This is a genomic window from Bacillus toyonensis BCT-7112, assembly GCF_000496285.1.
Classification (GTDB): Bacteria; Bacillota; Bacilli; order Bacillales; family Bacillaceae_G; genus Bacillus_A; species Bacillus_A toyonensis.
In genome coordinates this window covers 4,830,260-4,854,572 of sequence record NC_022781.1, presented here as the reverse complement: position 1 = coordinate 4,854,572, position 24,313 = coordinate 4,830,260, and the positions used below count along the sequence as shown (strand labels likewise).

Below are 24,313 nucleotides of genomic sequence, written 5' to 3'. Positions count from 1 at the left end.
TCCTTTTAATTTACTGAGTTTAGTGATACGAGTTTATAGTTTACTGTAGTTTTTCCGTTCTCCCACTCTAACTTTTGTATAATCGCACTACCAATTCTTTCTTCATTTGATTTATATAAAGGTAATATTTCTTGAACTGCAAATAAATGATAACCATTCAAGTTTAATTGAAATATGTTTTCTTCCATATGTAATCTTACTTCTTTTTCATTTGAAACTATTTTTGTGTGCATCTCAAATTTCATAATAGATACAACCCCTTCTTATAATCTCTACATTTTAATAGTATAGTGGCTATGCAAGATTGACAAGTACATACACGGTAAAGTACACACTTTTCTGTTGCTATATGTTTTATGTTTTTATTAAAATTACGGTATGTGAAATTTAATGCTATGCAAAAATAAAAATGTCTATTTAGACATTTTTATTTTTGCATATAATCTTTCATTACATAATATAAAATCGTTATTAAAACGCTCGCTACGAAAAATGAAAAAACCACCACAATATACCCATCTTTATTTAATAGAAAACATAAGGAAATAGATACGATAAAAATCGGAAATACGAGACGAACTTTATCCTTTACTTCTTCTGTCGTATCTGTATGATGAAAAAACTGAGTAATCCCTATCATTAATGATGACAAGATAATAACCGACAATAATAAAGGTCCTGGCATTCCGATTTCTCCTTTCTCTATTTCTAATTCCATGTAAACATTCTTTATCATTTAAACCATCTGTTTTCAAGAAATTTTTTACATTTTACACATTTATAATAGCGCTTTTGCCATAATAATTTCAAATAATATCACTTACATTAATAATGTATTATTCATCTTCAATATTCAAAATCCTGCAAAGATAACTCGGCAAAATATGCGTTGAATAAAGTGAAGCATGAATTAATAGGTATGAACAAAACTCCCACTGCCTATCGCTCGTACCTATCAAACTTTTAACAGCCATTCTCTTCTACCTAACTTTCTCGTATGCGTCGAATTTCAAGGTGTGGGCCTTCTTATCCACAAATAGCGGAATAAAATAACACTTACCGTCAACTTTAGACAAAATTTATACAGGACATTTCAATACGTATCAAGAATTAAGAATAAGAAGATATATAAGGGAGGATGAATCATGACTGAAAACGTTTTATTTTCTGTTAGTGAAAACGGCGTTGCATCAATTACTTTAAACCGCCCAAAAGCACTTAACTCTTTATCTTATGATATGTTACAACCAATTGGGCAAAAACTTAAAGAATGGGAGAACGATGAGCGCATTGCAATTATCGTATTAAAGGGAGCCGGAACGAAAGGTTTTTGCGCAGGCGGTGACATTAAAACTCTTTACGAAGCACGTTCAAACGAAGTTGCTTTACAGCATGCAGAACGTTTTTTTGAAGAAGAGTATGAAATTGATACATATATTTATCAATATAAAAAACCGATTATCGCTTGTTTAGATGGAATTGTAATGGGTGGTGGTGTCGGACTTACAAATGGTGCGAAGTATCGTATTGTGACGGAGCGCACAAAATGGGCGATGCCTGAGATGAACATCGGCTTCTTTCCAGACGTCGGCGCCGCATATTTCTTAAATAAAGCACCTGGATATACAGGATATTACGTTGCTTTAACAGCATCTATTTTAAAAGCTTCTGACGTATTATTTATTCATGCTGCTGATTACTTTATGACGTCTGATTCATTACCAGCTTTTCTAGCCGAACTTGACAACGTAAATTGGCATACTGAAGATGTACATACTCATTTAAAAGCAGTTCTTCAAACCTTTACATCTACTCCTGACTTAGAAAGCAAACTTGCTGCTTCATTAGAGGAAATTAATACACACTTTGCCTTAGAAACGATTGAAGAAATTATCGACTCATTAGAAAAAGGAGATAGCGAATTCGCTTTACAAACGAAACAAATATTATTATCAAAATCTCCAATTTCATTAAAAGTAACTTTAAAACAACTATTAGATGGCAAAGGAAAATCTGTTGAAGAATGTTTCGCTACAGATCTTATACTTGCTAAAAATTTCATGAGACATGAAGATTTCTTCGAGGGCGTACGCTCCGTTGTCGTTGATAAAGACCAAAATCCGAATTATAAATATAAACAGGTAAGCGATGTTTCAGAAGACGACGTAAATCGTTTCTTTAACTTACTTAATGCCTAACAGTGAGGCTATATTTGTAGTGTATTCACCACTACGAATATAGCCTCTTCTTATTTAATATTTTTTAACAAAATTTAATTTTATTAAATCAAATTTTGTGCTAAACTAATTTTAATCAAATATTCTAAAAATAAAGAAGGAGGACGAATATGATAGAAAATTATCTTCTTTTCATCATTATGTCTATTTGTCTAATCATTTTACCTGGACCTGATACAGCGATGGCTACGAAGAACACATTAGTTGCTGGTAAAATGGGCGGTGTTAAAACAGTATTCGGTACATGTGTAGCACTTTTGATTCATACTTTAGCTGCTGTAATTGGTCTTTCCGCACTCATTGTAAAGTCAGCTCTTTTATTTTCTATTTTCAAATATGTTGGGGCCCTTTATTTAATCTATATTGGTATTAAAGCCCTATTAGCAGTGAAAAACAAAGAAGGTGTAAATACAAATGATGTATCTATAAATAATGATAAAGAACATACTTCTTGTTTTCGCCAAGGGTTTCTTACGAATTTATTAAACCCTAAAATTGCAGTCTTCTTTTTAACTTTTTTACCACAATTTTTAAATCCAAGTCATAATACATTTATTCAGCTTCTCGTAATGGGTCTTACTTATCTCGTTTTAACAATCATTTGGTTTGCCTTTTATATATTTTTAATTGATAAAATTAGTGCTTTTATGAAGAAACCGAAGACGCAACGTTATATTCAAGGGCTAACAGGAATCGTTTTAATTGGATTTGGTATTAAACTAGCATTAGAAAAAAATAATTAATAAAGTGAAACTTTAATCAATGGGGTTTTGTTCATCCCCCGCCAATTATTAGCCTTCACCAATCGGGCGTTTACGGACTGCACAGGGCTTCCACTTAACTTTTTTGCTCTAGCCGAATTTGGAGATGGGAGTTTTACTGCTCGCTAATAGCGGGATAAATGCGAAAAACACCACTATTAATAGTGGTGTTTTTCGCATTTAACAACTAATCTGGCAGTCTACTCTTTATTAAAACCAGCGCTCCGTTACAACCTTTTTACGTGTATAGAATTGAACGCCATCTGTACCATTTGTACCTAAATCACCAAAGAAGGAAGCTTTATTTCCTGCAAATGCGAAGAATGCCATTGGTGCAGGAACATTTACGTTTACACCGATCATACCAGCATCGATGTTATCACGGAATGTTTGTGCATGCTTCCCATTTGAAGTGTAAATAACAGCACCATTCGCAAATTTAGATTGATTTGTTAATTTAATACCTTCTTCTAAATCTTTCACTCTCACAATACTTAATACTGGAGCGAAAATTTCATCTTGCCAAATTTTCATTTCTTGGTTTACGCCATCAAAGATTGTTGCTCCAACGAAGTAACCTTCTCCAACTTCTTCATTAATTTTACGACCATCTACTAATAAAGTTGCTCCATCTGCTACACCGCTATTAATATAGCCTAAAACACGCTCTTTATGCGATTCACGGATTAATGGTCCAACGTAATTATCTTCGTTGAAACCGTCACCTACTTTTAGTTTTTTCGTCTCTGCTACTAGTACGTCGATAAATTCATCAGCAATTTCATCTACTACTGCTACTACTGAACATGCCATGCAGCGCTCTCCACTACTTGCAAACGCAGATCCAATTACACCTTGTACCGTTTTTTCAAGATTGCAATCTGGCATTACAATCGCATGATTTTTCGCACCTGCTAACGCTTGTACACGTTTTCCATGTTTCGTACCTGTTTCATATACGTAACGAGCTACCGGCTCAGAACCAACGAACGAAACAGCTTGAATATCTTTATTTTCTAAAATGCTATTTACAACATCTTTTCCGCCTTGTACTAAATTTAATACCCCTTTTGGAAAACCAGCTTCATAGAATAACTCTACAAGTCGCTCTGCTAAAAGTGGCGTTCTCTCAGATGTTTTTAATACGAACGTATTACCGCAAGCAATTGCAAGTGGGAACATCCATAATGGAATCATCATTGGGAAGTTAAACGGTGTAATACCCGCAACAACTCCAATTGGATAGCGCCAGATCGATCCATCAATTCCGCTTGCGATATTAGGAAGAGCTTGTCCCATCATTAAATTTGGAGCTGATGTTGCAAGTTCTACCGCTTCAATACCACGTTGTACTTCACCTGTTGCATCTGTTAGCGTTTTACCATTTTCTAGCGTAATGATTTTTGCAAGCTCATCTTTATTTTCTTGTAATAGCTGTAAATATTTATATAGATTTCTTGAACGATTCGGAACTGGTACTTTAGACCATGTTTCAAATGCCGCTTTTGCCGCTTCAACAGCCTTTTCAACGTCTTCTTTTGGAGAAAGTGGAACGTAAGCAATGATTTTTCCAGTCGCTGGATTCGGAACCGCTTCTACTTCTGTACCAGTAGATTCTACCCACTCGCCATTAATATGATTTTTTACTCGTTTAATTTCAGTTGTAATCATTGTATTCTCTCCTTTTTATGATTTATTTTTGATTAGAAATTAATTGTTCGCTAACTTTCTTATATAAAGCAGCCATATCGTTTTCACCATATCCTGCCTCACTCGCTTCTTCATATACATTTAATAACATTTCACTTACAGGTAAGTGAAGTTCACTTTCCTTAGCTAAATCAACTGCAAAGCCTAAATCTTTTTTTAATAGATTTACAGTAAATCCTGGCTCATAGTTTTCTGCTGCAATGAAACTTTTATAATTGCGCTCATAAATTCTACTTTGACCGTAACTTACATTTAAAATATTAAACATTTTATCTAAATCCATATTACTCTTTTTCGCTAATGTTAAAGCTTCACTCACACCAGCTGTATAGAAACCAATTAATAGATTGTTAATTAATTTAACAGTCGTACCACTATCAATTTGCTCGCTTACGTGGAAAATATTTGCTCCTAACACTTCCATGATAGATTCAGTTTTATCATATACGTCTTTTGATCCACCTACCATAAACGTTAATGTACGATTTTCTGCACCAATTACCCCACCGCTAACTGGTGCGGCTAAAAAGTCTACTTTCTTTTCTTTCGCCGACTCCTCTAACTGTTTGTTTAATTGTGGAGATACAGTACTTGTATCAATTAATACGACATTCGAGTGGCTATTTTCAAATAATCCTTCTTCCCCAAAATATACTGCTTCAACAGCACGAGGTGAAGGTAAACTTGTAAAAATCACATCGCATGTCTCTGCTAATTTTGAGATTGATAAGCCGATAATTCCTCCTTCTTTTTCAAAGGAAGCTTCAGCCTCTTTATTTAAGTCCACACCATATACTGTGTAACTTGATTTAACTAAATTTTTAGACATCGGAAGGCCCATGTTACCTAAACCGATAAAACCAATCTTTTTCATATCGCTTTCCTCCTATTTACACAATATATTTCCCACGATTTATAATAGCTTTCGCAATTTCTCTCTTTTTCGTAAATACGTTCGTGTATAAAGGCACTAATAATTGACGGATTTCAGCTAACATTACGTGTCTATCTTGTTCTTCTGTGACAGCCGCTGAAAGTATAGAAATCGCCGCTTCTTCTACTTTACGATAGCCTTCCTCACAAATAACATCCGTTATCATTTGTTTTGTACGCTCTTTTTCTTCACCATTTTTATTAATTGCTTTACTCGTACGTAAAAATGCTGATTCCATGACGTACACGTCCGTCAACATATTTGATAATACACGTGAATATTCTTGCTCTTGATCAATTTTTAATCCTGGAGTTTTAGAGAGCGTTTTCAAAGATTGTTTCAACAATTTTTTCGCTAATAAAATGTAACGATGGTTTCTTTCTACAGTTGCTATATCAATTTCTACTTCAGTATCTTCTATTTGTTCGATTTGCTTCATTAACATTTTGGCAACTGTTAATCTATTAATTTCATTTGTCCCTTCAAAAATACGACTAATTCTAGCATCACGATATAATCGTTCTACTTCGTATTCTTGCATATAACCGTAACCGCCATGAATTTGTACAGCTTCATCTACGATATAAGCAAGTGTTTCAGAAGCGTTCACTTTATTCAGTGCACATTCAATTGCAAATTGGGACATTTTTTTCATAAGGTCCTCATCACTCTCATGAATTGCGTCATCAATTACACCTGCTGTACGATAAGCTGCACTTTCTGCTCCATATGTTATAATGATCATATTTGCAATTTTCTCTTGTATCATCGTAAAGTCTACTAATTCCGTTTGGAACTGTTTTCGCTCTTTTCCATATTGAACTGACAAACCAATTGCTTGTTTTGCTGTTCCAATATTTCCAAAAGCAAGTTTTAGTCTAGCGAAGTTAAGAATATTAAGGGCTACGTGATGCCCTTTCCCAACTTCCCCTAACACATTTTCAGCAGGGATAACTACATCTTCTAAAATAAGCGTCGCTGTTGAAGAACCTTTAATCCCCATTTTCTTTTCTTCTAATCCAATAGATACACCTTCACATGTTCTTTCGACAATAAACGCTGTCATTCCTTTATTTGTCTTCGCAAAAACAACGTATACATCTGCCATATGAGCATTTGTAATCCACTGCTTCTCACCATTCAACTTCCAAGCTGTACCCTCTTCATTCAAAATTGCGCTTGTTTTTGCACTTAATGCATCAGAACCAGCATTTGGCTCAGTTAGAGCATAAGCCCCAATCCATTCTCCCGATGCGATTTTTGGTAAATATTTTTCTTTCTGTTCTTTCGTTCCGTAATATATGTAAGGCAATGTACCGACACCAGCGTGTATATTAAAAGAAACACTAAATGCACCAGCGTAACCCATCTTCTCTGCTACAAGACCTGAGACAGCCTTTCCTAACTCGAACCCGCCATAATCTTCTGGTACCTCAATGCCTAATAATCCAAGTTCCCCAGCTTTCTCAAATAATTGACGAGAAACTTTATAGTTATGTTTTTCAATGTTTTCAATTTGTGGAACAATTTCCTGTTTAACGAATTGTTCTGTCGTTTTTGCGATTAAGTCTTCATCCCCTGAAAAATCTTCTGGTGTAAAGAAAGTATTGTTCACATCTTTATTGATTGAAAAAAATTCATCCCAAGGTAACTTCGTTTTCTCCATCTGAATCCCCCTATCATTTCGACCTTCATTGCTTTTTGCGTATGCTCGTCTACGATGAGTGGAATATCTTATTATTGAAAACAGAAGGCGATGAATTTTCACATCAAGCAGTTCATTTTGCCAAAGATGTATTCTCATCGCCCTAGTTGTTTTATCTATTGATCTTCTGATAATACTGTTTTTGCAATTCCAGTATCTAATTCTTCAAAGTCATGATATGAAATTGTCTCATATAGCTCGCTTCTCGTTTGCATATTTGAAAGTGCATCTTTTTGAGAACCAGTCTCTTTAATTAGCGTGAATACATTCTCATATGCTTTTGCAGCAACTCGAAGCGACGTTACTGGATAAATCACCATTTGGAAGCCCATATTCGCAAATTCCTCAGCACTATAATATGGTGTTTTCCCAAACTCAGTCATATTTGCTAGTAAAGGTGCATTCACTTTGCTAGTAAATAAACGGAATTCTTCTTCCGATTGAAGCGCTTCTGGGAAAATTGCGTCTGCACCTGCTTTAACATATGCATTCGCTCTTTCAATCGCAGCATCTAGTCCTTCTACACCGCGAGCATCTGTGCGTGCAACAATATATAAGCTTGGCGCAACTTCTTTAATCGCTTTAATTTTTTGAACTAATTCTTCTGTCGTAACAAGTTTCTTACCATTTAAATGTCCACATTTCTTCGGTAATTGTTGATCTTCAATTTGAACAGCCGCTACTTTTGCCTCTACCATTTCTACAGCTGTTCTCGCTACGTTTAGTACTCCACCAAATCCTGTATCAATATCAACAAGAACTGGTAAATCTGTAGCTCTAACTAGATCTCTTGCTCTTTCAGCTACTTCAGTAGATGTCACGATACCTAAATCTGGCAGACCTTTACTTGCAGTGTAAGCAGCTCCCGATAAATAAAGAGCTGAAAAACCTGTATTTTTTGCAACAAGAGCGGCCATTGCATCATGAGCACCTGGAATTTGCAAAATTTCATTTGCTTCTACTAAAGCTCGGAAGCCATTCGCAAGCTCCTCTTGTGTTGACTGTTTATTCACAACCCAAGCCATTCTAAATTCCCCCTATTATTAAATTAAGAATAGATCTACAAATTCGTTTACATTCATATTTTCTAGTTTTTCTTCATTTAAACAAACTTCATGAATTTGTTCTTGTTGCTTACTAGAATAATGACCTGCCATATTTGCAGTGAATTTTTGAACAACTTTTGGAATCGCTTCGTCTCTACGGAAACGGTGACCAAGTGGGTATTCACATTCCACGTTTTCTGTTACAGTACCATCTTTAAAATGAACTTGAATAGCGTTGGCGATTGAGCGCTTGTTCGGGTCAAGATAATCTAAACTGTACTGTTTGTTTTCAACAACAACCATCTTATTACGTAATTCATCTACACGTGAATCATTTGCTACTACATCCTCATAATCGTCCGCTACGATATCTCCTTTTAATAAACCAATTGCCGTAATGTATTGTAAACAATGATCACGATCAGCTGGGTTATTTAATGGACCTTCTTTATCGATAATACGAATTGCTGATTCATGAGTTGTAATTGTAATACGATCAATTTCATCTAATCTTTCTTTAATTTCCGGATGTAATTTCACTGCACATTCTGCAGCTGTTTGTGCATGGAATTCTGCTGGATATGATACTTTAAATAATACATTTTCCATTACATAAGACTCTAGTGGTCTAGCTAATTTTAATTCTTGTTTGTTAAATAATACATCTTGGAATCCCCATCCTGGCGCAGATAATGCTGTTGGATAACCCATTTCACCTTTTAGAGCAGTCATTGCAAGATGAACACCGCGACTCGTCGCATCACCTGCTGCCCATGATTTACGTGATCCAGTATTTGGAGCATGTCGATATGTACGAAGACTAGAGTTATCAATCCACGCATGTGATAATGCATTAAAGATTTCTTCACGTGTTCCACCAAGCATTTTCGCAACTACTGCAGTTGTTGCTACTTTTACATATAATACGTGGTCAAGACCAACGCGGTTTAAGCTGTTTTCTAAAGCAAGTACACCTTGAATTTCATGTGCTTTAATCATCATTTCTAGTACTTCACGTACTTTTAATGGTTCTTTTCCTTCTGAAATACGAACACGGCTAATATAATCTGCAACTGCTAAAATTCCGCCTAAGTTATCAGATGGATGTCCCCATTCTGCTGCAAGCCAAGTATCGTTATAGTCTAACCAACGGATCATACATCCAATATTGAATGCACCTTTTACTGGATCTAGTACATAAGACGTTCCTGGTACACGTGTACCGTTTGGCACAACCGTTCCTGGTACAACTGGACCTAATAATTTCGTACACTCTGGATATTGCAGTGCTAAAATTCCGCATCCAAGTGTATCTAATAATACGTAGCGAGCAGTACTAAATGCTTCTGCACTAGTAACCTCTTTATTTAATACATAATCCGTAATTTCTTCTAATAATGCATCTTTTTGTTTAATTTCATTTGTTTTAATCATGCTATTCTTCCCTTTCTGTCGAAAATTCGTTATTATTAATGATGGGTGTCTGTCAAACACCCATCTGGCGGGCGGCGCTAACAACTCCCCAGTTGTTCTTATTTACTAAGTACATGTCGCTCGCCAACATAATTTACACGTGGACGGAACAAGCGATTATTTGCATGTTGCTCAATAACGTGCGCACATAGTCCTACTGTTCTAGAGCTAAAGAAGATTGGTGTGTACAGTTGAATTGGGATACCAAGCATCCAATATACAGGTGCTGCATAATAATCAAGATTCGGATAAATGCCTTTTTCCTTCTCCATGATTTTCTCTCCAGCCTCACACATTTCATATAGTGTATAATCACCTTTTACATCACATAGCTGTTTTAAGGCTTCCTTCATCATAAGTGCTCTTGGATCCATTTTCTTCATATAAACACGGTGTCCAAAGCCCATAATTTTTTCTTTGTTATATAGTTTTTTCTGTAATAACTCTTCAAACTTCTCAACATTGCCAGCCTCTAAAAGCATGTACATAACAGCTTCATTCGCACCGCCGTGTAAGCTTCCCTTTAAAGATGCAACCGCACCAGTTAGAGCACCGTATAAATCTGATTGTGTTGACGCAATTACACGCGCTGTAAATGTAGAGTTTGGCATTTCATGTTCACTATATAAAACAAGGGAACGATCAAAGATCTTCTCCTCAAGTTCAGTCGGTTTCTTACCAGTTAACATATAGAAGAAATTCGCACTATATGACAATTCCTGAAGAGGCTCAATTGGCTCCTCATTATTTAAAATATGATAGCTATTTGCTACAATATTTGGTACTTTACTTAAAAGCTTATAACCTCGATCTTTGTTTACTTCTAACGAGCGATTTTCAATATCATTATCATAACCAGCTAATGCAGACACACCTGTACGCAAGCCATCCATAGGATGCGTTTCTTTAGGCAACGCCTTTAGAACGTTGAATACCCCTTCTGGCACTGCATATTCTTCTTTTAATTTCTTTTCAAGTGTTTCTTTTTCATCCTCATTCGGTAGATGTTCTTCTAATAAAAGGTGCACAATGTCTAAATACTCTTTTGTTTTTGAGAGTTCGATTAAATCATACCCTTGAATTACAATTTCACCTTTTACTGTGTCAAGAAACGAGATTTTCGTCTCCGCTGCTACTACACCATCTAATCCCGGGGAAAATTTTTCTTCAGCTTTCATTATTATTTCCTCCAATCCTAATAGATCTTCGTGCACATAACTGTAAGCCTTTACAATACTTTAGAACTACATTTCTATTTCAATGTATCAGAGTTTTTAGAAGATTTCAATTTATTTTATAATGATAAGTTTCCTATACTTTTATTGATGTAACAATACAATTTTTTGAAAATAATTTTCATATTTTTCAAAGAAAGGACAGACTTCTTTACACTTCTTTTTAAAACAAAATATAGAGATAAACCATATAATCCCATCAAACATATCTTTTTTCCGAATTTTATTACAAAATAGAAAAAACGAGTTGCACACATGTACAGCTCGTTTCTATATGATATTTATTTCACTATCCTCTAAATATAATTCTTATATAAAACTTATTCATTTTTAATAAAGTTATTATTTTACATAATTAAATTAAATTTCTTCTGTTTCTTTATGATAACTTACAACTAAATCATAGTTTTGAAAGTACCAAAGATCATCAAAATCTACAAAAATAGAATACCATCTTTCTTCACTGACACTATTTCCCCATCTGGTTTCTCAGAAACAATCTCTAAAGAATATCCGGGCTGAATTGAACTGTTTCCACCATATCTTATGACAAATCGAATACATTCATTGCGATTGATTCATAATTCTTCTTTAAACCATTTTACAGCTTCGTTTTCAACGATAATATTCAATTTTATCCCTCTCGGCTTAATTCTTTTTCACTTAACTTTTGTCTTACAAACATACCAAAAACAAGTAAAGCTATTACAGCTGAAACAGAGCTTGCTGTAAATAAAATACGATAGCCAAAAATTTGTGACACAAATCCAAGTAAAATTGCACCTAATCCGATACCTAAATCAAATGCTGTAAAAAACGAAGCGTTAGCAACTCCTCTTTTACTAGGATCAACAATTGTAAGCATCGCCGCTTGTAAAGCTGGCTGTGCTGAGCCAAATCCCACACCGTATAATGTCGCTGCAATAATGATGCCCGTCAAACCATTTGCCATCGTTAATACAACTATAGCTAAAATAGTAATACATAGTGCTGGAAGTATGATGAATACTTCTCCATATTTATCTAATAATTTACCTGAAATCGGTCTTACAATTGTTAATGCAATTGCATATACAAGAAAGAACATCCCAGGATTCACATTAATTGAAGAAGCGAATAACGGTAAAAACGTTGTAATGCCACCATATGCAAATGATAAAAAGAAAACAACAACCGTAATTGATAAAACGGATTTTTCAAATAGTTGAATTTTCCCTTTTTCCTTTTGTGGCGTGAATGACATTTTCGTTATTAACGATAATATAACTGCCATGAAAGATAAAAGAGTTGCTAAAAGGAATAGACCATGAAATGAATAATATTGTACTACCCATAATCCAATCATCGGTCCGATTGCCATTGCAATTGTCATAGCCATCCCGTACCAGCCCATACCTTCTCCACGGCGTGAATCTGGAATAATATCAGTTATCGCAGTTCCAACAGCTGTTGTAGAAACGGCCCATGTCACTCCGTGAATAACGCGTAAAACTGCTAAAAGGACTATAGTCGATGCTAAATTATAGGAATACATCGTTAGCCCAAAAAGGATGAGTCCGAAAATAATAAAAGACCTTCTACCATATTGATCTAACATACCTCCAATAATCGGTCGTATTACAACAGCAGCTATTGTAAACATTCCCATCATCAATCCAACTTGTGATTCATTTCCACCAATCTCTTTAATGAATAGAGGAAGCGTTGGAACAAGTAAATAAAACCCTGTAAATAAAAATAACATTGCGAAAGACATTTGAATAAATGACTTCGTCCATAATCGTTCCATAAAAACACCCCCATAAACACGTGAAATTTACGATTAACACTCCCATTGTACATTTTCTCTGTCTCTTTTCCCTCAGCAAAAAGACGTATCTTTTCATATTAAATAGTCCACTCTCAGCATTGATTGGTCGTACGACTTTGTACGTATGCTTTAACCGAAAGTCCTATGTATTTGTACCTTTATACGTGTTAAGAGAATATACTATTTTATTATCTCAACTTAGGAGTGATTATTTTTATGTGGGTATTATCAAGAGTAACTGCCGTGGTTCCTTCAACTCCCGGAATACATGTGCCCGCCGTCCATACAGCTAGCTCTGATGTTGGCATTGAACTTCCCGCAACTTGGCAACAATATCAAGTTCCCGGTCAAGTTACTCCCTCATTTTGGCATCACGGTACACACCCAAGTAGCACTACCTTTTATAACCCCAGTTATGTTCCATTACCCCCGACTCAAGTCTTTTATCATTTTCCATCCATTTATTTTCAAAATTTCTATGGTACGTTTAACATTTAAATAGCATCATTGCATAGCTCCTATATTTACTTCCAATCCCTTTTCAACATAAAAAAGTCGAATTCCTTATGTAAGAAATTCGACTTTTTTAATTGCTTTTTATTAACTTTTCTTATTGGCCAGTATTAGCAGGGACTTCTCCTGCATTCCCCCCATTATTCGGTGGAGTTGTCACTGGTGGGGTTGGATTCCCTTGACCTCCCCCGTTATTCGGCGGTGTTGTGTTCCCGCCTCCTCCGTTATTCGGTGGCGTTGTGTTCCCGCCTCCTCCGTTATTCGGCGGCGTTGTGTTCCCGCCTCCTCCGTTGTTCGGCGGCGTTGTGCTCCCGCCTCCTCCGTTGTTTGGAGGCGTTGTATTTCCTTGACCATTTCCATTATTTTGTTCATTTTCTTTCTTTTGTTCTTCTTGCTTCTTAAGGTCATCTTGTTTCTTTTGTTCTTCTTGTTGCTTCTTAAGGTCATCTTGTTTCTTTTGTTCTTCTTGTTTCTTTAATTCTTCCTGTTTCTTAAGTTCTTCTTGCTTTTTCTCTTCTTCAGTTTTTTGCTGCTGATCTTGTTTCGGCTGTTCAGTTGTATTCGGTACGCTCGTATTTGGTGAAGAATCACGTTTCTCACCTTTTATACGTAATTCATTACCTTCTTTCACAACACTACTTGGCATCTTAAATTGTGATTTATCAGTAGCCATCTCGCTCATCATTTCTTTAAAGATCAACTGTGCAATTTTCGTATTTTTACTACTAATATAATCGTCTTTACTATCTTTCATATAACCAGTCCATACTGCCATCGTATACTGCGGTGTATATCCTGCAAACCAGCTATCACGAGTCGCACTGTCTGGTAATTTATATTGCGCTGCTTTTTCCGAAGAATAGTTCGTTGTTCCTGTTTTACCAGCTACATCTAAAGAACTTATATTAGCAGCTGTACCAGTACCAGATGTTACGACGGAACGAAGCATATCTGTAATCATATAAGCTGTATAATCTTCCATCACTCGTTTTGACTTTTGCTCAAAACTTTTCGATTTACCATCTGGATAAACCACTTTTTTAACAAAATGCGGCTTCGTATATTTACCGTCATTACCAAATGCAGCATACGCACCTGCCATCTCAGTTGGCGATACTTCATTTGTACCAATCGCTGTTGATTCTGTCGGTGGTGCATTAAATGTAATACCTAACTTTTCAGAGAAAGCTTTTGATTTAGTTATTCCTACTTCTTTTGCAGTTTTAATAGCTGGAACATTACGTGATAATTTTAATGCTTCACGCATTGTAATTTGTCCTAAATACCCTCTATCTGAGTTTCTGACATCTTGACCACCAGTATACTTAAATGGCGAGTCATCGACTTGATGATAAGTAGCCCATTTTAAATATTCAATTGCAGGAGCATAATCAAAGATCGGTTTCATTGTTGAACCTGCTGAGCGATCTAATTCAGTTGCCATATTATGACCTTTAAATACAGCCTTATTTTCACCACGCCCACTACCTATAGCACGTACTTCACCTGTTTTCGTATCCATAAATGTGAAAGCCCCTTGGAATTTCTCACTTGGATAATCAATAATATTTGTATTTAAAATATTATCAGCCAATGTTTGTGCCTTTTTGTCTAATGTTGTATAAATTTCTAAACCATCAGAACCAATATTAGCATCAGGTAATTCTTTTTCAACTTCTTTCACAACTGCATCCATAAATGCAGGATGTGGCATCGCTTGTAATTCAGCTGCCTTTTGAACACCTTTGTCCACTGGTACTTTCGACGCTTCTTCCATTTCTGCTTTTGTAATATAACCATGTCGATTCATTAACTTTAGTACAACATTTCTTCTTTCTGTTGCCTTTTGAATATTTTGTGGTTTCGACGGGTCGTAATTATTTGGTGCTTTCGGTAAACCTGCAAGCATCGCAACTTCTGGTAATGTTAAGTCTTTTAATTCTTTATTATAGTAGTTTTGTGCTGCTGTTGCGATTCCGTATGAGCGGTTTCCTAAATTAATTTTGTTTAAGTACATCTCTAATATTTCATGTTTTGAATACTGTTGTTCTAGCTTATAAGCTAAATACACTTCTTGCGCCTTACGCTTTGGTGTTTTATCCATTGATAAGAAGTAGTTTTTAATAACTTGCTGCGTTATTGTACTTCCGCCTTGCGAACCGTAATCTCCTTTTAAACTAACTAAAACTGCACGAGCAGTACCTTTGAAATCCACACCACTATGCTCATAAAAACGTGCATCTTCCGCAGCTAAAAAAGCATTTTCTACTAATTTAGGGATTTGATCATACGTAACGTTGGTTCGCTTTTCTTTTCCGTATTCATATACCAACTTCCCGTCTTTATCATAAATTTTTGAGGATAACGGATTAACAAGTTTTGCTTTTTCAAGTTTTGGTGCATCCTTAATCATTACAAAAAAGGTAGCAACCCCCGCCACTAAACCTACAATACCAAGTAATAAACAACTAATTAAAAACTTACGGAAAAATGATGTTTTACCCTTTGGTTTTTGTTTTTTAGAAGCTGGCTGATTTTTCTTTTTAACTTGTCGTCGCTCCTCTCGAGAACGATAATTTTCTGACATGTTACTTTCTCCTGCCTTTCAATTCTCCCGTTGATTTACTAAAAATATTGAGGCCACCTTCCCAAATATCTTTACATTTAGAAAGTGTGTTCATCGGAAGCATTCAATATTTTCCTAATTCACAGATTATAAATTTTAGATACTCTTAAACAAATTATTTTTTACCTCTATTCCTTCAAATAAAGCTGCCCCATTACGCATAAAATGGAAGAGATAAAATTTTAATACCTCGTATAAATAATATACCTTTTTTTCAAATGGTCAATATTTTCTTATTAATTTCATCAAAGGTGAGATAAAAATAGCATATCGATATGAACTTCGTGTGAACTTCTTTATAAATAGGTATAACAAAGATTTAATATATTGGCTATCCGTATTACTGCTGCTTTACATATTCTTATTTCAACAACCTAATCCTCATTTCTAAAAGAATTTACAAATAAAATTAAGGAGTTGTATGCTTATGAAATTATCTCCTGTTATATCAAAAAATTTGATTGCTGTTGGTTATAATCCCTTTTCTATGATTTTACGAATCCAATTCAAAAATGGCATGTATGATTTCTTTAATGTACCTGAAAACATTTACAATGGTTTATTAAATGCACAATCTAAAAGTTATTACCATAAAACTTACATTAAAAATTCTTTCCGCTACACTAAAATTTAAACTTAAGCACCAAATAAAAAGAAAGGAGGTTAATCCCCCTTTCTTTTTATACTATTTTCACAGACGAATTATCTTCTATTCCTCTTATTAATTTCATCATATGCTTGAATTTGTTTTCTCACTCGCCGATCCGCCTTTTTATCATGTACGACTAAAATCGCGTGTATGACGCCTGGAACCCAAAATATTAAAGTTAATATGAAATTAATTATTGCTTGAAATGGCTTTCCGCAAAATAATACAGCTACAGGTGGAAGTAGAATTGCCAATAAGTACATCATCTCTTGAAAACTCCTTATTTTGGATTTTTTATAACACTTCTTTTCATATGCAAGCACACTCTTTGATTTTGAAGTTACACAAATTTCAATTAAGCAATTATAACATTTCTTCTATAATATATATTCTATCCATATGCAAAAAAACCTACTAGACCAAACTCTTCCTACCTATTTAATTACATTTTACATCCGCTCTTTCAATGAGCATTTTAAAATTCTTATTATTTTCAAAACTTTTCTCTTTCTCTACTGCAGTTAATCCAATCGCAGAAATTACCGTTCCTATTGCCTGTATCCAAATACCAATCAGTGCTATTATCCTCTCATCCTTCTTATCAAGAATACGATCTTCGTTTTCTACTTCATCCTTCGATAAATTAATTATGCCTTGATACGCTTGTAGTCCGGCCCCTAAGCTTTGCATAGAATTGCCTAGTACAATGATTCGCTGTATTACTTTCATCTCAATCAAAGCTGCTTCTACTCCTAAAAAAGCACCAATCGATTGTAAACTGTTCCCGACAATGATAAGATAATCATTCTCTGTTAATTGTTTATTTTTATTAAAATATGTTCCTATTACATTTGATATATTCCCTAATGCCAATAACTCAATTCCCATTTTATCCAGTGTTTCACTTTCATTCTGCAAACTTATATTTCGATTTTCTACTTCTTCATCTTCATCTTCGGTATAATTACTCGCTATAATTTGTAAAATATACCCGAAGGCTTGTAATGAGCTTCCTATAATAACAAGGTCCGATTCAATTTTCTCTTCCCCAATAAATCCTCTTGTCGTTCCAATAGCAGCTGTAAGATTTCCTCCTACTTGATACCATGCTCCTGTCACTTTTAAACTGCTTGGATTCATTTTTATCACCTATTTTGATATTTTCTCGTGCTTTCGAAATAACCAAAAGTCACTCTTAATCAAATATTTTATTTTCCATATGTAATTTTGTGCATTCTATAATGTGTTACTAATACAAAAAGTACCTTAAAGGTACTTTTTTAGCCAAAACGTATATCACTGAAATTACATTGAGTAATAGATACTTATTTTTAAACACATGCTGGGCATGTCAATGAATCTCCATTTTTATCTATTGTTATATTCAATATATATCGAATCGCATTATGTGACCACATTTCAGGTGTGGGTGATTCATTAACATACTGTGGTGCACATGAATGCAGCATTGGAGTGCTAATACCACCGCCAGGATCTAAAGCAACTACAGCCACACCATCAGGCAATTCCAGTGCCATAGATTTCGTGATACCTTCAATTGCAAACTTCGAGGCACAGTATGGTGCAAGATCTGCCTCACCTTCTCTTCCCCAACTAGAACTCATATTAATAATAATTCCTTCTTTTCTATCTACCATTGCTGGGACAAATGCTCTTATTACATTTACTACACCATTCACGTTTACATTCATTACATTTTCAAATTCCCCAGCGGTAACTTTCCAAATTGGTGCATTTTGATTCACAATTGATGCATTATTTATTAACAAGTCGGGAGCCCGATATTTAGTAAGGATATCATTTGCCCAACTACTAACTTGCTGCGAATCTGAAACATCAATTATTTGAAAATCATGTGTATTACCGTATTGTTTTTTTAGTTCTTCAATTTTATCTTTTGAACGTCCACATCCACATATGTTCCATCCCAATTCATGAAATCGATCAACCATCGCGCGTCCTAATCCTTGCGTCACTCCTGTAATAATTACGAGTTTCCTAATGTCATTTCGCTTCAATCCCTCGCCTCCCTTTACCATATTTTACTCCTTTAACCTTCATTTATCTATTTACTAAAGTATTAAAAACACTTCATACTTTAGAAGTATTTTTAATATTGCACACATAAACAAAAGAGTAACCATAATGGTTACTCCCGTTTACATATTTAAAAATTCGTTGTTTATTTCATTATTAATTTTTAAATTGCAACTTTTCTTTCCCGCATTTTTACATTGATACATATAAACTGTACCTAATTTACCAGCTTGAAAATCCTCATTACCCTGCATTTTCATAAAACTATATTTATGTTTATAGTGCGATTCATCCAAATAATTTCCAATCCACTTTTCAACATAACACAGTCCACTTTTGTGAAAAAATCTTCAACTAGCCTGATTACATACTTTTATTTAAAAGCTCAATTTCATATTGTAATTTTTTGAACTGCTCAAAATGCATTGTTATAGATTGACTGCTACCAACTTCAGCACTTTGTTTCACCAGTAATACTCCTGTATCATGAAAAAGCGCTTCAAGTTCTTTTCTGATGGACACTTTTGCAATATGAGCTGTTTTAATTGCAGATAAAATTGCAATCTCATTAAACTTTAATTTTATTTCATTTGGACAAAATGCGTTTTCAATCAATATAACTTCATTGCTATAAATAAGCGCAACAAGATTACTTGATTTTGCATCTGATAAATCTACTTTTTTTATAACGTTATTCATAACATTTTGCCTCCTTTGTTTTCGTATATATTAATTATACAAATTATTTCTTTTTTATTATCCAACTCATATTAAGTTTAACACACTTTTATTGAAAGCCACGCTTGAAACGTTTTACTATTCCACAATTTTTGTTACATGAACCATTTGGACTTTACTCCCATATAGTAATGTTAACAATTCATTATAAAGCAGGTGAAAATTATGCCCTCAGTTGTAGGGAATTTAGTTGTACAAAATAGTAACGGATCATTTAACTTAGGTGATTTCTACAACGTTTCTCCGAAAGAAAATACGAAAGCTTACAATGGATCTGGCGCATCAAACGTTGGTTTTGTTGTTAATACTTTTAACGGTGTTAGTGCGACTAATACGTTTGATTCGGACCTTGCAGATCAAAATCAAGTGGGTACAGCCTAACCCTATTTTTCATCTTTATGTATAGGAATTTTAAATTTGTCTATACTATAATCAGGCTGTTTCACAGCTATTATTGAATGTTGGAGTACCCTATCTTTTTCTCCCTTTCCCTGGGGCTTAGCAGTTAGCATGAAGCTAGCTGCTATTTCGCATTATTTCTTCCATCTATCAGAAATAATAGAAGCTGGATATTAAAGTTCAGCTTCTATTACATTATTTCAATTACATCTGTAAAACTCATTACGTGAGTTTTATAAAATGCGTCTGTGCACATTATAATCTGCCTTACCGGGTCTATATGAACGACTGTCATATAACTTGTAAGTATGTAGCCATCTTCAAAATATGTCACCAATATTTCTTGCTCAGACAATAATGCCGTTAGCAATTTATCAGAAATTCTTTCTTTTTCTTCATTTGTTACTATCGGCCTTTGCACTTTTAATTTCTCACCAATAACCTTTCTCATACTTAACAATTGTTCCGACATTACTGTAAATGGAACCCACTCTCTTTCTTCTTTCCGCCTCTTTACATGATTCATTTCTTTATCTCCTTGATCATTTATCCACTCTATTTCACACATACTGTTACTCCATCATTTTTAGTAATTACTAAGCTCGTATTTATTTCTAAATTGTATAATGTCTACACTCCAAGGAACGTTTGTTCTAATTATACACGAACTTACGTTCTTTTGAGAAGAGGCATATGTATATTTTTTTTACAAAATGTAATTTGAAACATTGAACTTTATCTATAGTTTATTTTCCCTTAAAACAAACTTTTTACTCTCTACACATTGAAATACATATAGCGAATAAAAAAACGATTTCACATAAAGTGAAATCGTTTTTTCTAATACGTTATTCAAGTTTATTTTTTATCTTGACTAGCTTTTTTTTTGAAATGAAAGTTTCATTTATTATTCGTCAACAAACTACAATATTATATTTTTTTAATTGAATATAATATCCCTGCCTACACTACAAAGCTTTATTTTTTTGCATGAACCATTATTAAACGCAAACATACATTATAATGAACGAACTCACAAAATTTAAGAAATTTATAATGTAACTCAATTTATTCCTTATAGGTTTTCTGTGAAAAGAGGGCGATTTCCACACTCTCTTTTCGTACATATCATATTACAATATCAAATACTCCTTTGCTTTCATAATAGTTTGATATCGCTACCATTCATTACATATATTTAGGATGTATGGTTATATGTAACTCTCTCTCCGTTTCTCCTCTTTTCGGATGACGAAAATACTCTATTTCATATTTTAACACTTCATACTCAACCATCCCAATTTTAATCCCTTTCGTTTCTTTTAATATAGCTAATAAATCACTTATATTTTCATCATTCGATTCAAAAACTTTCCCTCCGTCTTCTCTTTGAAAAATCACTTTCATATATTCTCCCCCACTTTCATTTATTCATCTAGTAAATAATACATTTAGAAATATTCATAACAAAAAGAACATCCTTTTTAATAGAATGCTCAACTTTTCACTTCCTATAATATTGCAAATGTTTATTCAAAAATATTATATGTACTATTCTTCAAATTATGTTGATCCACTATAAAAATTTATATACTTAATTTATATGTAATAAAATAATCAAAACATTACTATATCAACATTTTTTAAAACGATTATTATTTCCAATTTCATTTTCCTACAATTTTCCATTGTAATTCTTAATATTTAAATGTAATATTATATTGTCTTACTATCTTTTTTATAACACACACACTAATTAGAAAAGGGAACTCAATATGAGTTCCCTTTTCTAATTCAAGTTACATAATACTTCTAGAGTTTTACCTTTAAAAATTTTATTTTATTTAGTTTTTTGTTTTTTACTTATCCGAATCATTCTAGTATGATTGTGTTTACCGAAGAAGTCTGCATTCTTTTTTCAAAAAAACAAAAAACAGAAGTCTAGCAAAATGCTACATTTCTGTTTTTTTATCCGTATTATTTCTTTTCTAGAAATTTAAATGTCTCTTTATATTCTTTATCATTCACCTTAATATCAGCATCTTTTAATAAATCATTGACTACTTGCTGTTTCCATTTACCTGTCGTATCTTGTAATCTTTGTTGTTCTAAATCTTTACGGATCTTATCCTTCACTTCTTCAAATGGTTTCAACTCTTTTTTATCGGTCACTTTAATAATATGGTAACCGTAAGATGTTTTAACTGGTTCACTTACTTGTCCTGCATTTAATTTATACGCAGCTTCCTCAAATTCTTTAACAGTTTGCCCAGGGCCAAAACCAGCTATTTCCCCGCCCTGTTCCTTTGAACCAGTATCTTCTGAGTACTGCTTCGCTAAAGTGGCAAAATCTTCACCATTATTCACTTTCTCTTTTACTTCTTTAGCGGTTTTTTCATCTTTTACTAAAATATGACTTACCTTCATTTCTGGTTTATAGTTATCTTTTACATCTTTTTCTGTGACAGTCGCTTTAATCGCTTTTTCAAATGCAATTTCTGGTTTCATTTTTTCTTTTAATTCATCTTCGTTTTTTAACCCAAGTTTTTCTAAAGTCTCTTTAAAATTGTCACCCATTTTATCTTTTGCTTCTTTTACTTGTTTTGTTGCTTCCTCATCTGAAACTTTATATTTATCTAGCAGCGCCTTACTTAATACCATTTGATATAATGTACTTTCTCCATATTTTTGTTTTAATTCTTTACTTAACTCTTTCTCTGTAACATTTCCTACTTTTGATGTTACTACGTTGTCTGAGGAACCACATGCAGATAATGCGAGTACCACGCATGAAATAATTGTTCCCAAAAATAGCTTTTTCTTTTTCAATTCAAATACCTCACTTTTATTATTATGCAACGTAACTATACACCGTTATTGTGAAAACAGTGTGTTTTCCATATGTAATTCATTTCATTTGAATCAAATATGTATCATATTTTTTATACACAAATATGAAAAATCTTCTCACTATTTATTAATGAGAAGACTCTTTACGAATGCCTCAAAAACATTTAACGACTAAGGTTACTTAATGATTAAATGTTTTTCCGGTATCCAACTACTTTGTCCGATATCTACCGCATTTTTTACTCTTCCCCACACACGGTAAGATGTTGATCCATCTATATTTCCTTTATAATTAATACATTCAGGCTCTCCATAATAATTCACTCCGTACCCGACAGGATATTTTGAAGAAGCATAATACCATCTCACATCAAAATGGTTTAAATATACCCACTGCTTATCATTCCCTAAGCAAATCATATCTTTATCGCCGCCTCCCCAATAACTGTTTAAAATTAAATACGGGATTTTCTTAGTGATTGCACCTGTATACTGGGGGTTCACAGGATTTTCATATAAATTTATGCCGTATCCATCAGGATATTTTGAAACTGCAATACCAATACCACTTGATTGCTGCAAATCCACTACATTAGATTGATTTTCTTGATTCGAATCTATAAACCAGGAAAGTGACTTATTTCCTATTAATTGATTCAAATCACATTTCCCGATCCCAGGAACATTCCCCGAATCCGTATATTGCCAAATATCACACGGATACGCCGGCTTATTCCCTCCATAACGAGGAATCCATACAAAATCAGCATCAATATTACGCGCTCCAAACGATACATACGTGTGATGCCCAACATATAAACCTACTTTTTTCGCACCTAAACGACGTAATTCATCTATAAATACTTGTGTCCCGCCTTGCATATCTACCATCGTTTGTACTTCAACATCCGCCACCCAAAACGCAGCAGACTTATCGCCACGATTCCAAAAATCTTGTGCCTCTTTCTTTGCATCTGCAATAGAAATAAAACGACAAAATGCATAATTACCAAACGGAACACTATGCTTCTTCATTGCATTCACATAATTTTGATACATAAAATCCACCGTATTTGAACCATCTTGCACTCTAGCAATAACTAAATCTAGTTGAGGCGCTGCAATTTCCCAATTAATAGTTCCATTCCACTTTGAAATATCAACAATGTAACCCATTACAATTCAACTCCTTTTTATTATCATATTCAAAGCTTGTTTTAGCGTAATCCACATATATCTATTACTATCTATCTATAATATAAATAAGAAGAAATCTTTATTTTTTGAAATATATAATCTTTAAAACTACTTCTTTCAATCTCTCCTCTAACTCATATAATTAGGCGTGAAAATATCAATTTATTTAAAAATGATTTTTCTGTTGATAATATAAAATCTTCTATATGTCCTATGTTTATTTGCTTGTACGTAGAAAACCCCTATATGTGAACTATCTTTTTATAATAGTCTAGCCTAACACTCATTGTTTATTTCATTTCTATCTGTAATCAACAATTCCATACGCTATCCAGCCTATTTAAAATTGAGTAAAACTATAATTTTTTTACA

23 protein-coding genes and 1 pseudogene are annotated in these 24,313 nt (G+C 33.9%); 5 read left to right on the top strand and 19 right to left on the bottom strand.

Annotated elements, in window-relative coordinates:
• Positions 1 to 5 precede the first annotated feature (5 nt).
• Positions 6 to 245, bottom strand: a complete 240-nt coding sequence (locus tag BTOYO_RS24780) for a DUF2584 family protein (RefSeq protein WP_000667356.1) — start codon at positions 243 to 245, stop codon at positions 6 to 8.
• A 182-nt stretch (positions 246 to 427) separates the two neighbouring features.
• Positions 428 to 685, bottom strand: a complete 258-nt coding sequence (locus BTOYO_RS24775; protein WP_002093761.1) for a hypothetical protein — start codon at positions 683 to 685, stop codon at positions 428 to 430.
• A 460-nt stretch (positions 686 to 1,145) separates the two neighbouring features.
• Between BTOYO_RS24775 and BTOYO_RS24770 the strand changes: the two genes are divergently transcribed.
• Together BTOYO_RS24770 and BTOYO_RS24765 are read left to right on the top strand one after the other, a co-directional pair.
• Entirely contained in the window at positions 1,146 to 2,198 is a 1,053-nt protein-coding gene (locus BTOYO_RS24770; protein ID WP_000138562.1) for an enoyl-CoA hydratase/isomerase family protein, read from the top strand.
• A 149-nt stretch (positions 2,199 to 2,347) separates the two neighbouring features.
• Positions 2,348 to 2,980 carry a LysE family translocator gene (locus tag BTOYO_RS24765; protein ID WP_000572351.1) on the top strand — a complete coding sequence of 211 codons (633 nt, stop codon included), beginning with the start codon at positions 2,348 to 2,350 and terminating at the stop codon, positions 2,978 to 2,980.
• 228 nt (positions 2,981 to 3,208) lie between these two features.
• Here the strand turns inward: BTOYO_RS24765 and BTOYO_RS24760 are convergent, their stop codons facing one another.
• From BTOYO_RS24760 to BTOYO_RS24730, 8 genes and pseudogenes are all read right to left on the bottom strand, one after another.
• Positions 3,209 to 4,669, bottom strand: coding sequence for a CoA-acylating methylmalonate-semialdehyde dehydrogenase (locus BTOYO_RS24760; protein ID WP_000633339.1), 1,461 nt, complete (start codon positions 4,667 to 4,669; stop codon positions 3,209 to 3,211).
• A gap of 22 nt (positions 4,670 to 4,691) precedes the next feature.
• Entirely contained in the window at positions 4,692 to 5,582 is an 891-nt protein-coding gene (locus BTOYO_RS24755) for an NAD(P)-dependent oxidoreductase (RefSeq protein WP_000719424.1), read from the bottom strand.
• Between the two features lie 16 nt (positions 5,583 to 5,598).
• Positions 5,599 to 7,308, bottom strand: a complete 1,710-nt coding sequence (locus tag BTOYO_RS24750; protein WP_000415979.1) for an acyl-CoA dehydrogenase family protein — start codon at positions 7,306 to 7,308, stop codon at positions 5,599 to 5,601.
• A 155-nt stretch (positions 7,309 to 7,463) separates the two neighbouring features.
• Positions 7,464 to 8,372, bottom strand: a complete 909-nt coding sequence (gene prpB, locus BTOYO_RS24745; protein WP_000312644.1) for a methylisocitrate lyase — start codon at positions 8,370 to 8,372, stop codon at positions 7,464 to 7,466.
• 18 nt (positions 8,373 to 8,390) lie between these two features.
• The gene (gene prpD, locus BTOYO_RS24740; protein WP_000598145.1) at positions 8,391 to 9,827 is read right to left on the bottom strand and encodes a 2-methylcitrate dehydratase; all 1,437 of its coding nucleotides are present in this window, start codon (positions 9,825 to 9,827) and stop codon (positions 8,391 to 8,393) included.
• Between the two features lie 98 nt (positions 9,828 to 9,925).
• The gene (mmgD, locus tag BTOYO_RS24735) at positions 9,926 to 11,044 is read right to left on the bottom strand and encodes a citrate synthase (protein ID WP_000642649.1); all 1,119 of its coding nucleotides are present in this window, start codon (positions 11,042 to 11,044) and stop codon (positions 9,926 to 9,928) included.
• 417 nt (positions 11,045 to 11,461) lie between these two features.
• Positions 11,462 to 11,679: pseudogene (locus BTOYO_RS27875) on the bottom strand (HesB/YadR/YfhF family protein).
• Between the two features lie 56 nt (positions 11,680 to 11,735).
• Complete coding sequence (locus BTOYO_RS24730) at positions 11,736 to 12,890, bottom strand: MFS transporter (RefSeq protein WP_000440643.1); 1,155 nt, start codon at positions 12,888 to 12,890, stop codon at positions 11,736 to 11,738.
• 237 nt (positions 12,891 to 13,127) lie between these two features.
• Between BTOYO_RS24730 and BTOYO_RS24725 the strand changes: the two genes are divergently transcribed.
• Positions 13,128 to 13,409 (top strand): hypothetical protein, encoded by a 282-nt coding sequence (locus BTOYO_RS24725; protein WP_000270098.1) that lies wholly within the window; start codon positions 13,128 to 13,130, stop codon positions 13,407 to 13,409.
• A 112-nt stretch (positions 13,410 to 13,521) separates the two neighbouring features.
• Here the strand turns inward: BTOYO_RS24725 and BTOYO_RS24720 are convergent, their stop codons facing one another.
• Entirely contained in the window at positions 13,522 to 16,011 is a 2,490-nt protein-coding gene (locus BTOYO_RS24720) for a transglycosylase domain-containing protein (RefSeq protein ID WP_001294004.1), read from the bottom strand.
• Positions 16,012 to 16,477: 466 nt separating this feature from the next.
• Between BTOYO_RS24720 and BTOYO_RS24715 the strand changes: the two genes are divergently transcribed.
• Positions 16,478 to 16,684 (top strand): KTSC domain-containing protein, encoded by a 207-nt coding sequence (locus BTOYO_RS24715; protein ID WP_000777815.1) that lies wholly within the window; start codon positions 16,478 to 16,480, stop codon positions 16,682 to 16,684.
• A gap of 68 nt (positions 16,685 to 16,752) precedes the next feature.
• On the opposite strand, the gene BTOYO_RS24710 is transcribed toward BTOYO_RS24715, so the two are convergent.
• The 4 genes from BTOYO_RS24710 to BTOYO_RS24690 all read right to left on the bottom strand — a co-directional run bounded on the left by BTOYO_RS24710 (position 16,753) and on the right by BTOYO_RS24690 (position 19,456).
• Entirely contained in the window at positions 16,753 to 16,965 is a 213-nt protein-coding gene (locus BTOYO_RS24710) for a YqaE/Pmp3 family membrane protein (protein WP_000990226.1), read from the bottom strand.
• A 172-nt stretch (positions 16,966 to 17,137) separates the two neighbouring features.
• Positions 17,138 to 17,839 carry a DUF6944 family repetitive protein gene (locus BTOYO_RS24705; RefSeq protein WP_001070054.1) on the bottom strand — a complete coding sequence of 234 codons (702 nt, stop codon included), beginning with the start codon at positions 17,837 to 17,839 and terminating at the stop codon, positions 17,138 to 17,140.
• 191 nt (positions 17,840 to 18,030) lie between these two features.
• On the bottom strand, positions 18,031 to 18,759 hold the full coding sequence (locus tag BTOYO_RS24700; RefSeq protein ID WP_000238413.1) for an SDR family oxidoreductase: 729 nt from the start codon (positions 18,757 to 18,759) through the stop codon (positions 18,031 to 18,033).
• 361 nt (positions 18,760 to 19,120) lie between these two features.
• Positions 19,121 to 19,456, bottom strand: a complete 336-nt coding sequence (locus BTOYO_RS24690; protein WP_001066863.1) for a hypothetical protein — start codon at positions 19,454 to 19,456, stop codon at positions 19,121 to 19,123.
• A 204-nt stretch (positions 19,457 to 19,660) separates the two neighbouring features.
• Between BTOYO_RS24690 and gerPF the strand changes: the two genes are divergently transcribed.
• Positions 19,661 to 19,876, top strand: coding sequence for a spore germination protein GerPF (gene gerPF / locus BTOYO_RS24685; RefSeq protein ID WP_001141565.1), 216 nt, complete (start codon positions 19,661 to 19,663; stop codon positions 19,874 to 19,876).
• A 208-nt stretch (positions 19,877 to 20,084) separates the two neighbouring features.
• Here gerPF and BTOYO_RS24680 read toward each other — a convergent pair whose 3' ends face one another.
• The 4 genes from BTOYO_RS24680 to BTOYO_RS24665 all read right to left on the bottom strand — a co-directional run bounded on the left by BTOYO_RS24680 (position 20,085) and on the right by BTOYO_RS24665 (position 23,920).
• Positions 20,085 to 20,420 carry a YolD-like family protein gene (locus BTOYO_RS24680; RefSeq protein WP_033657368.1) on the bottom strand — a complete coding sequence of 112 codons (336 nt, stop codon included), beginning with the start codon at positions 20,418 to 20,420 and terminating at the stop codon, positions 20,085 to 20,087.
• A gap of 662 nt (positions 20,421 to 21,082) precedes the next feature.
• Entirely contained in the window at positions 21,083 to 21,301 is a 219-nt protein-coding gene (locus tag BTOYO_RS24675) for a hypothetical protein (protein ID WP_000864289.1), read from the bottom strand.
• 570 nt (positions 21,302 to 21,871) lie between these two features.
• Positions 21,872 to 22,723, bottom strand: a complete 852-nt coding sequence (locus BTOYO_RS24670) for a peptidylprolyl isomerase PrsA (protein WP_000727480.1) — start codon at positions 22,721 to 22,723, stop codon at positions 21,872 to 21,874.
• A gap of 198 nt (positions 22,724 to 22,921) precedes the next feature.
• Complete coding sequence (locus BTOYO_RS24665; RefSeq protein ID WP_000540675.1) at positions 22,922 to 23,920, bottom strand: glycoside hydrolase family 25 protein; 999 nt, start codon at positions 23,918 to 23,920, stop codon at positions 22,922 to 22,924.
• Positions 23,921 to 24,313 lie beyond the last annotated feature (393 nt).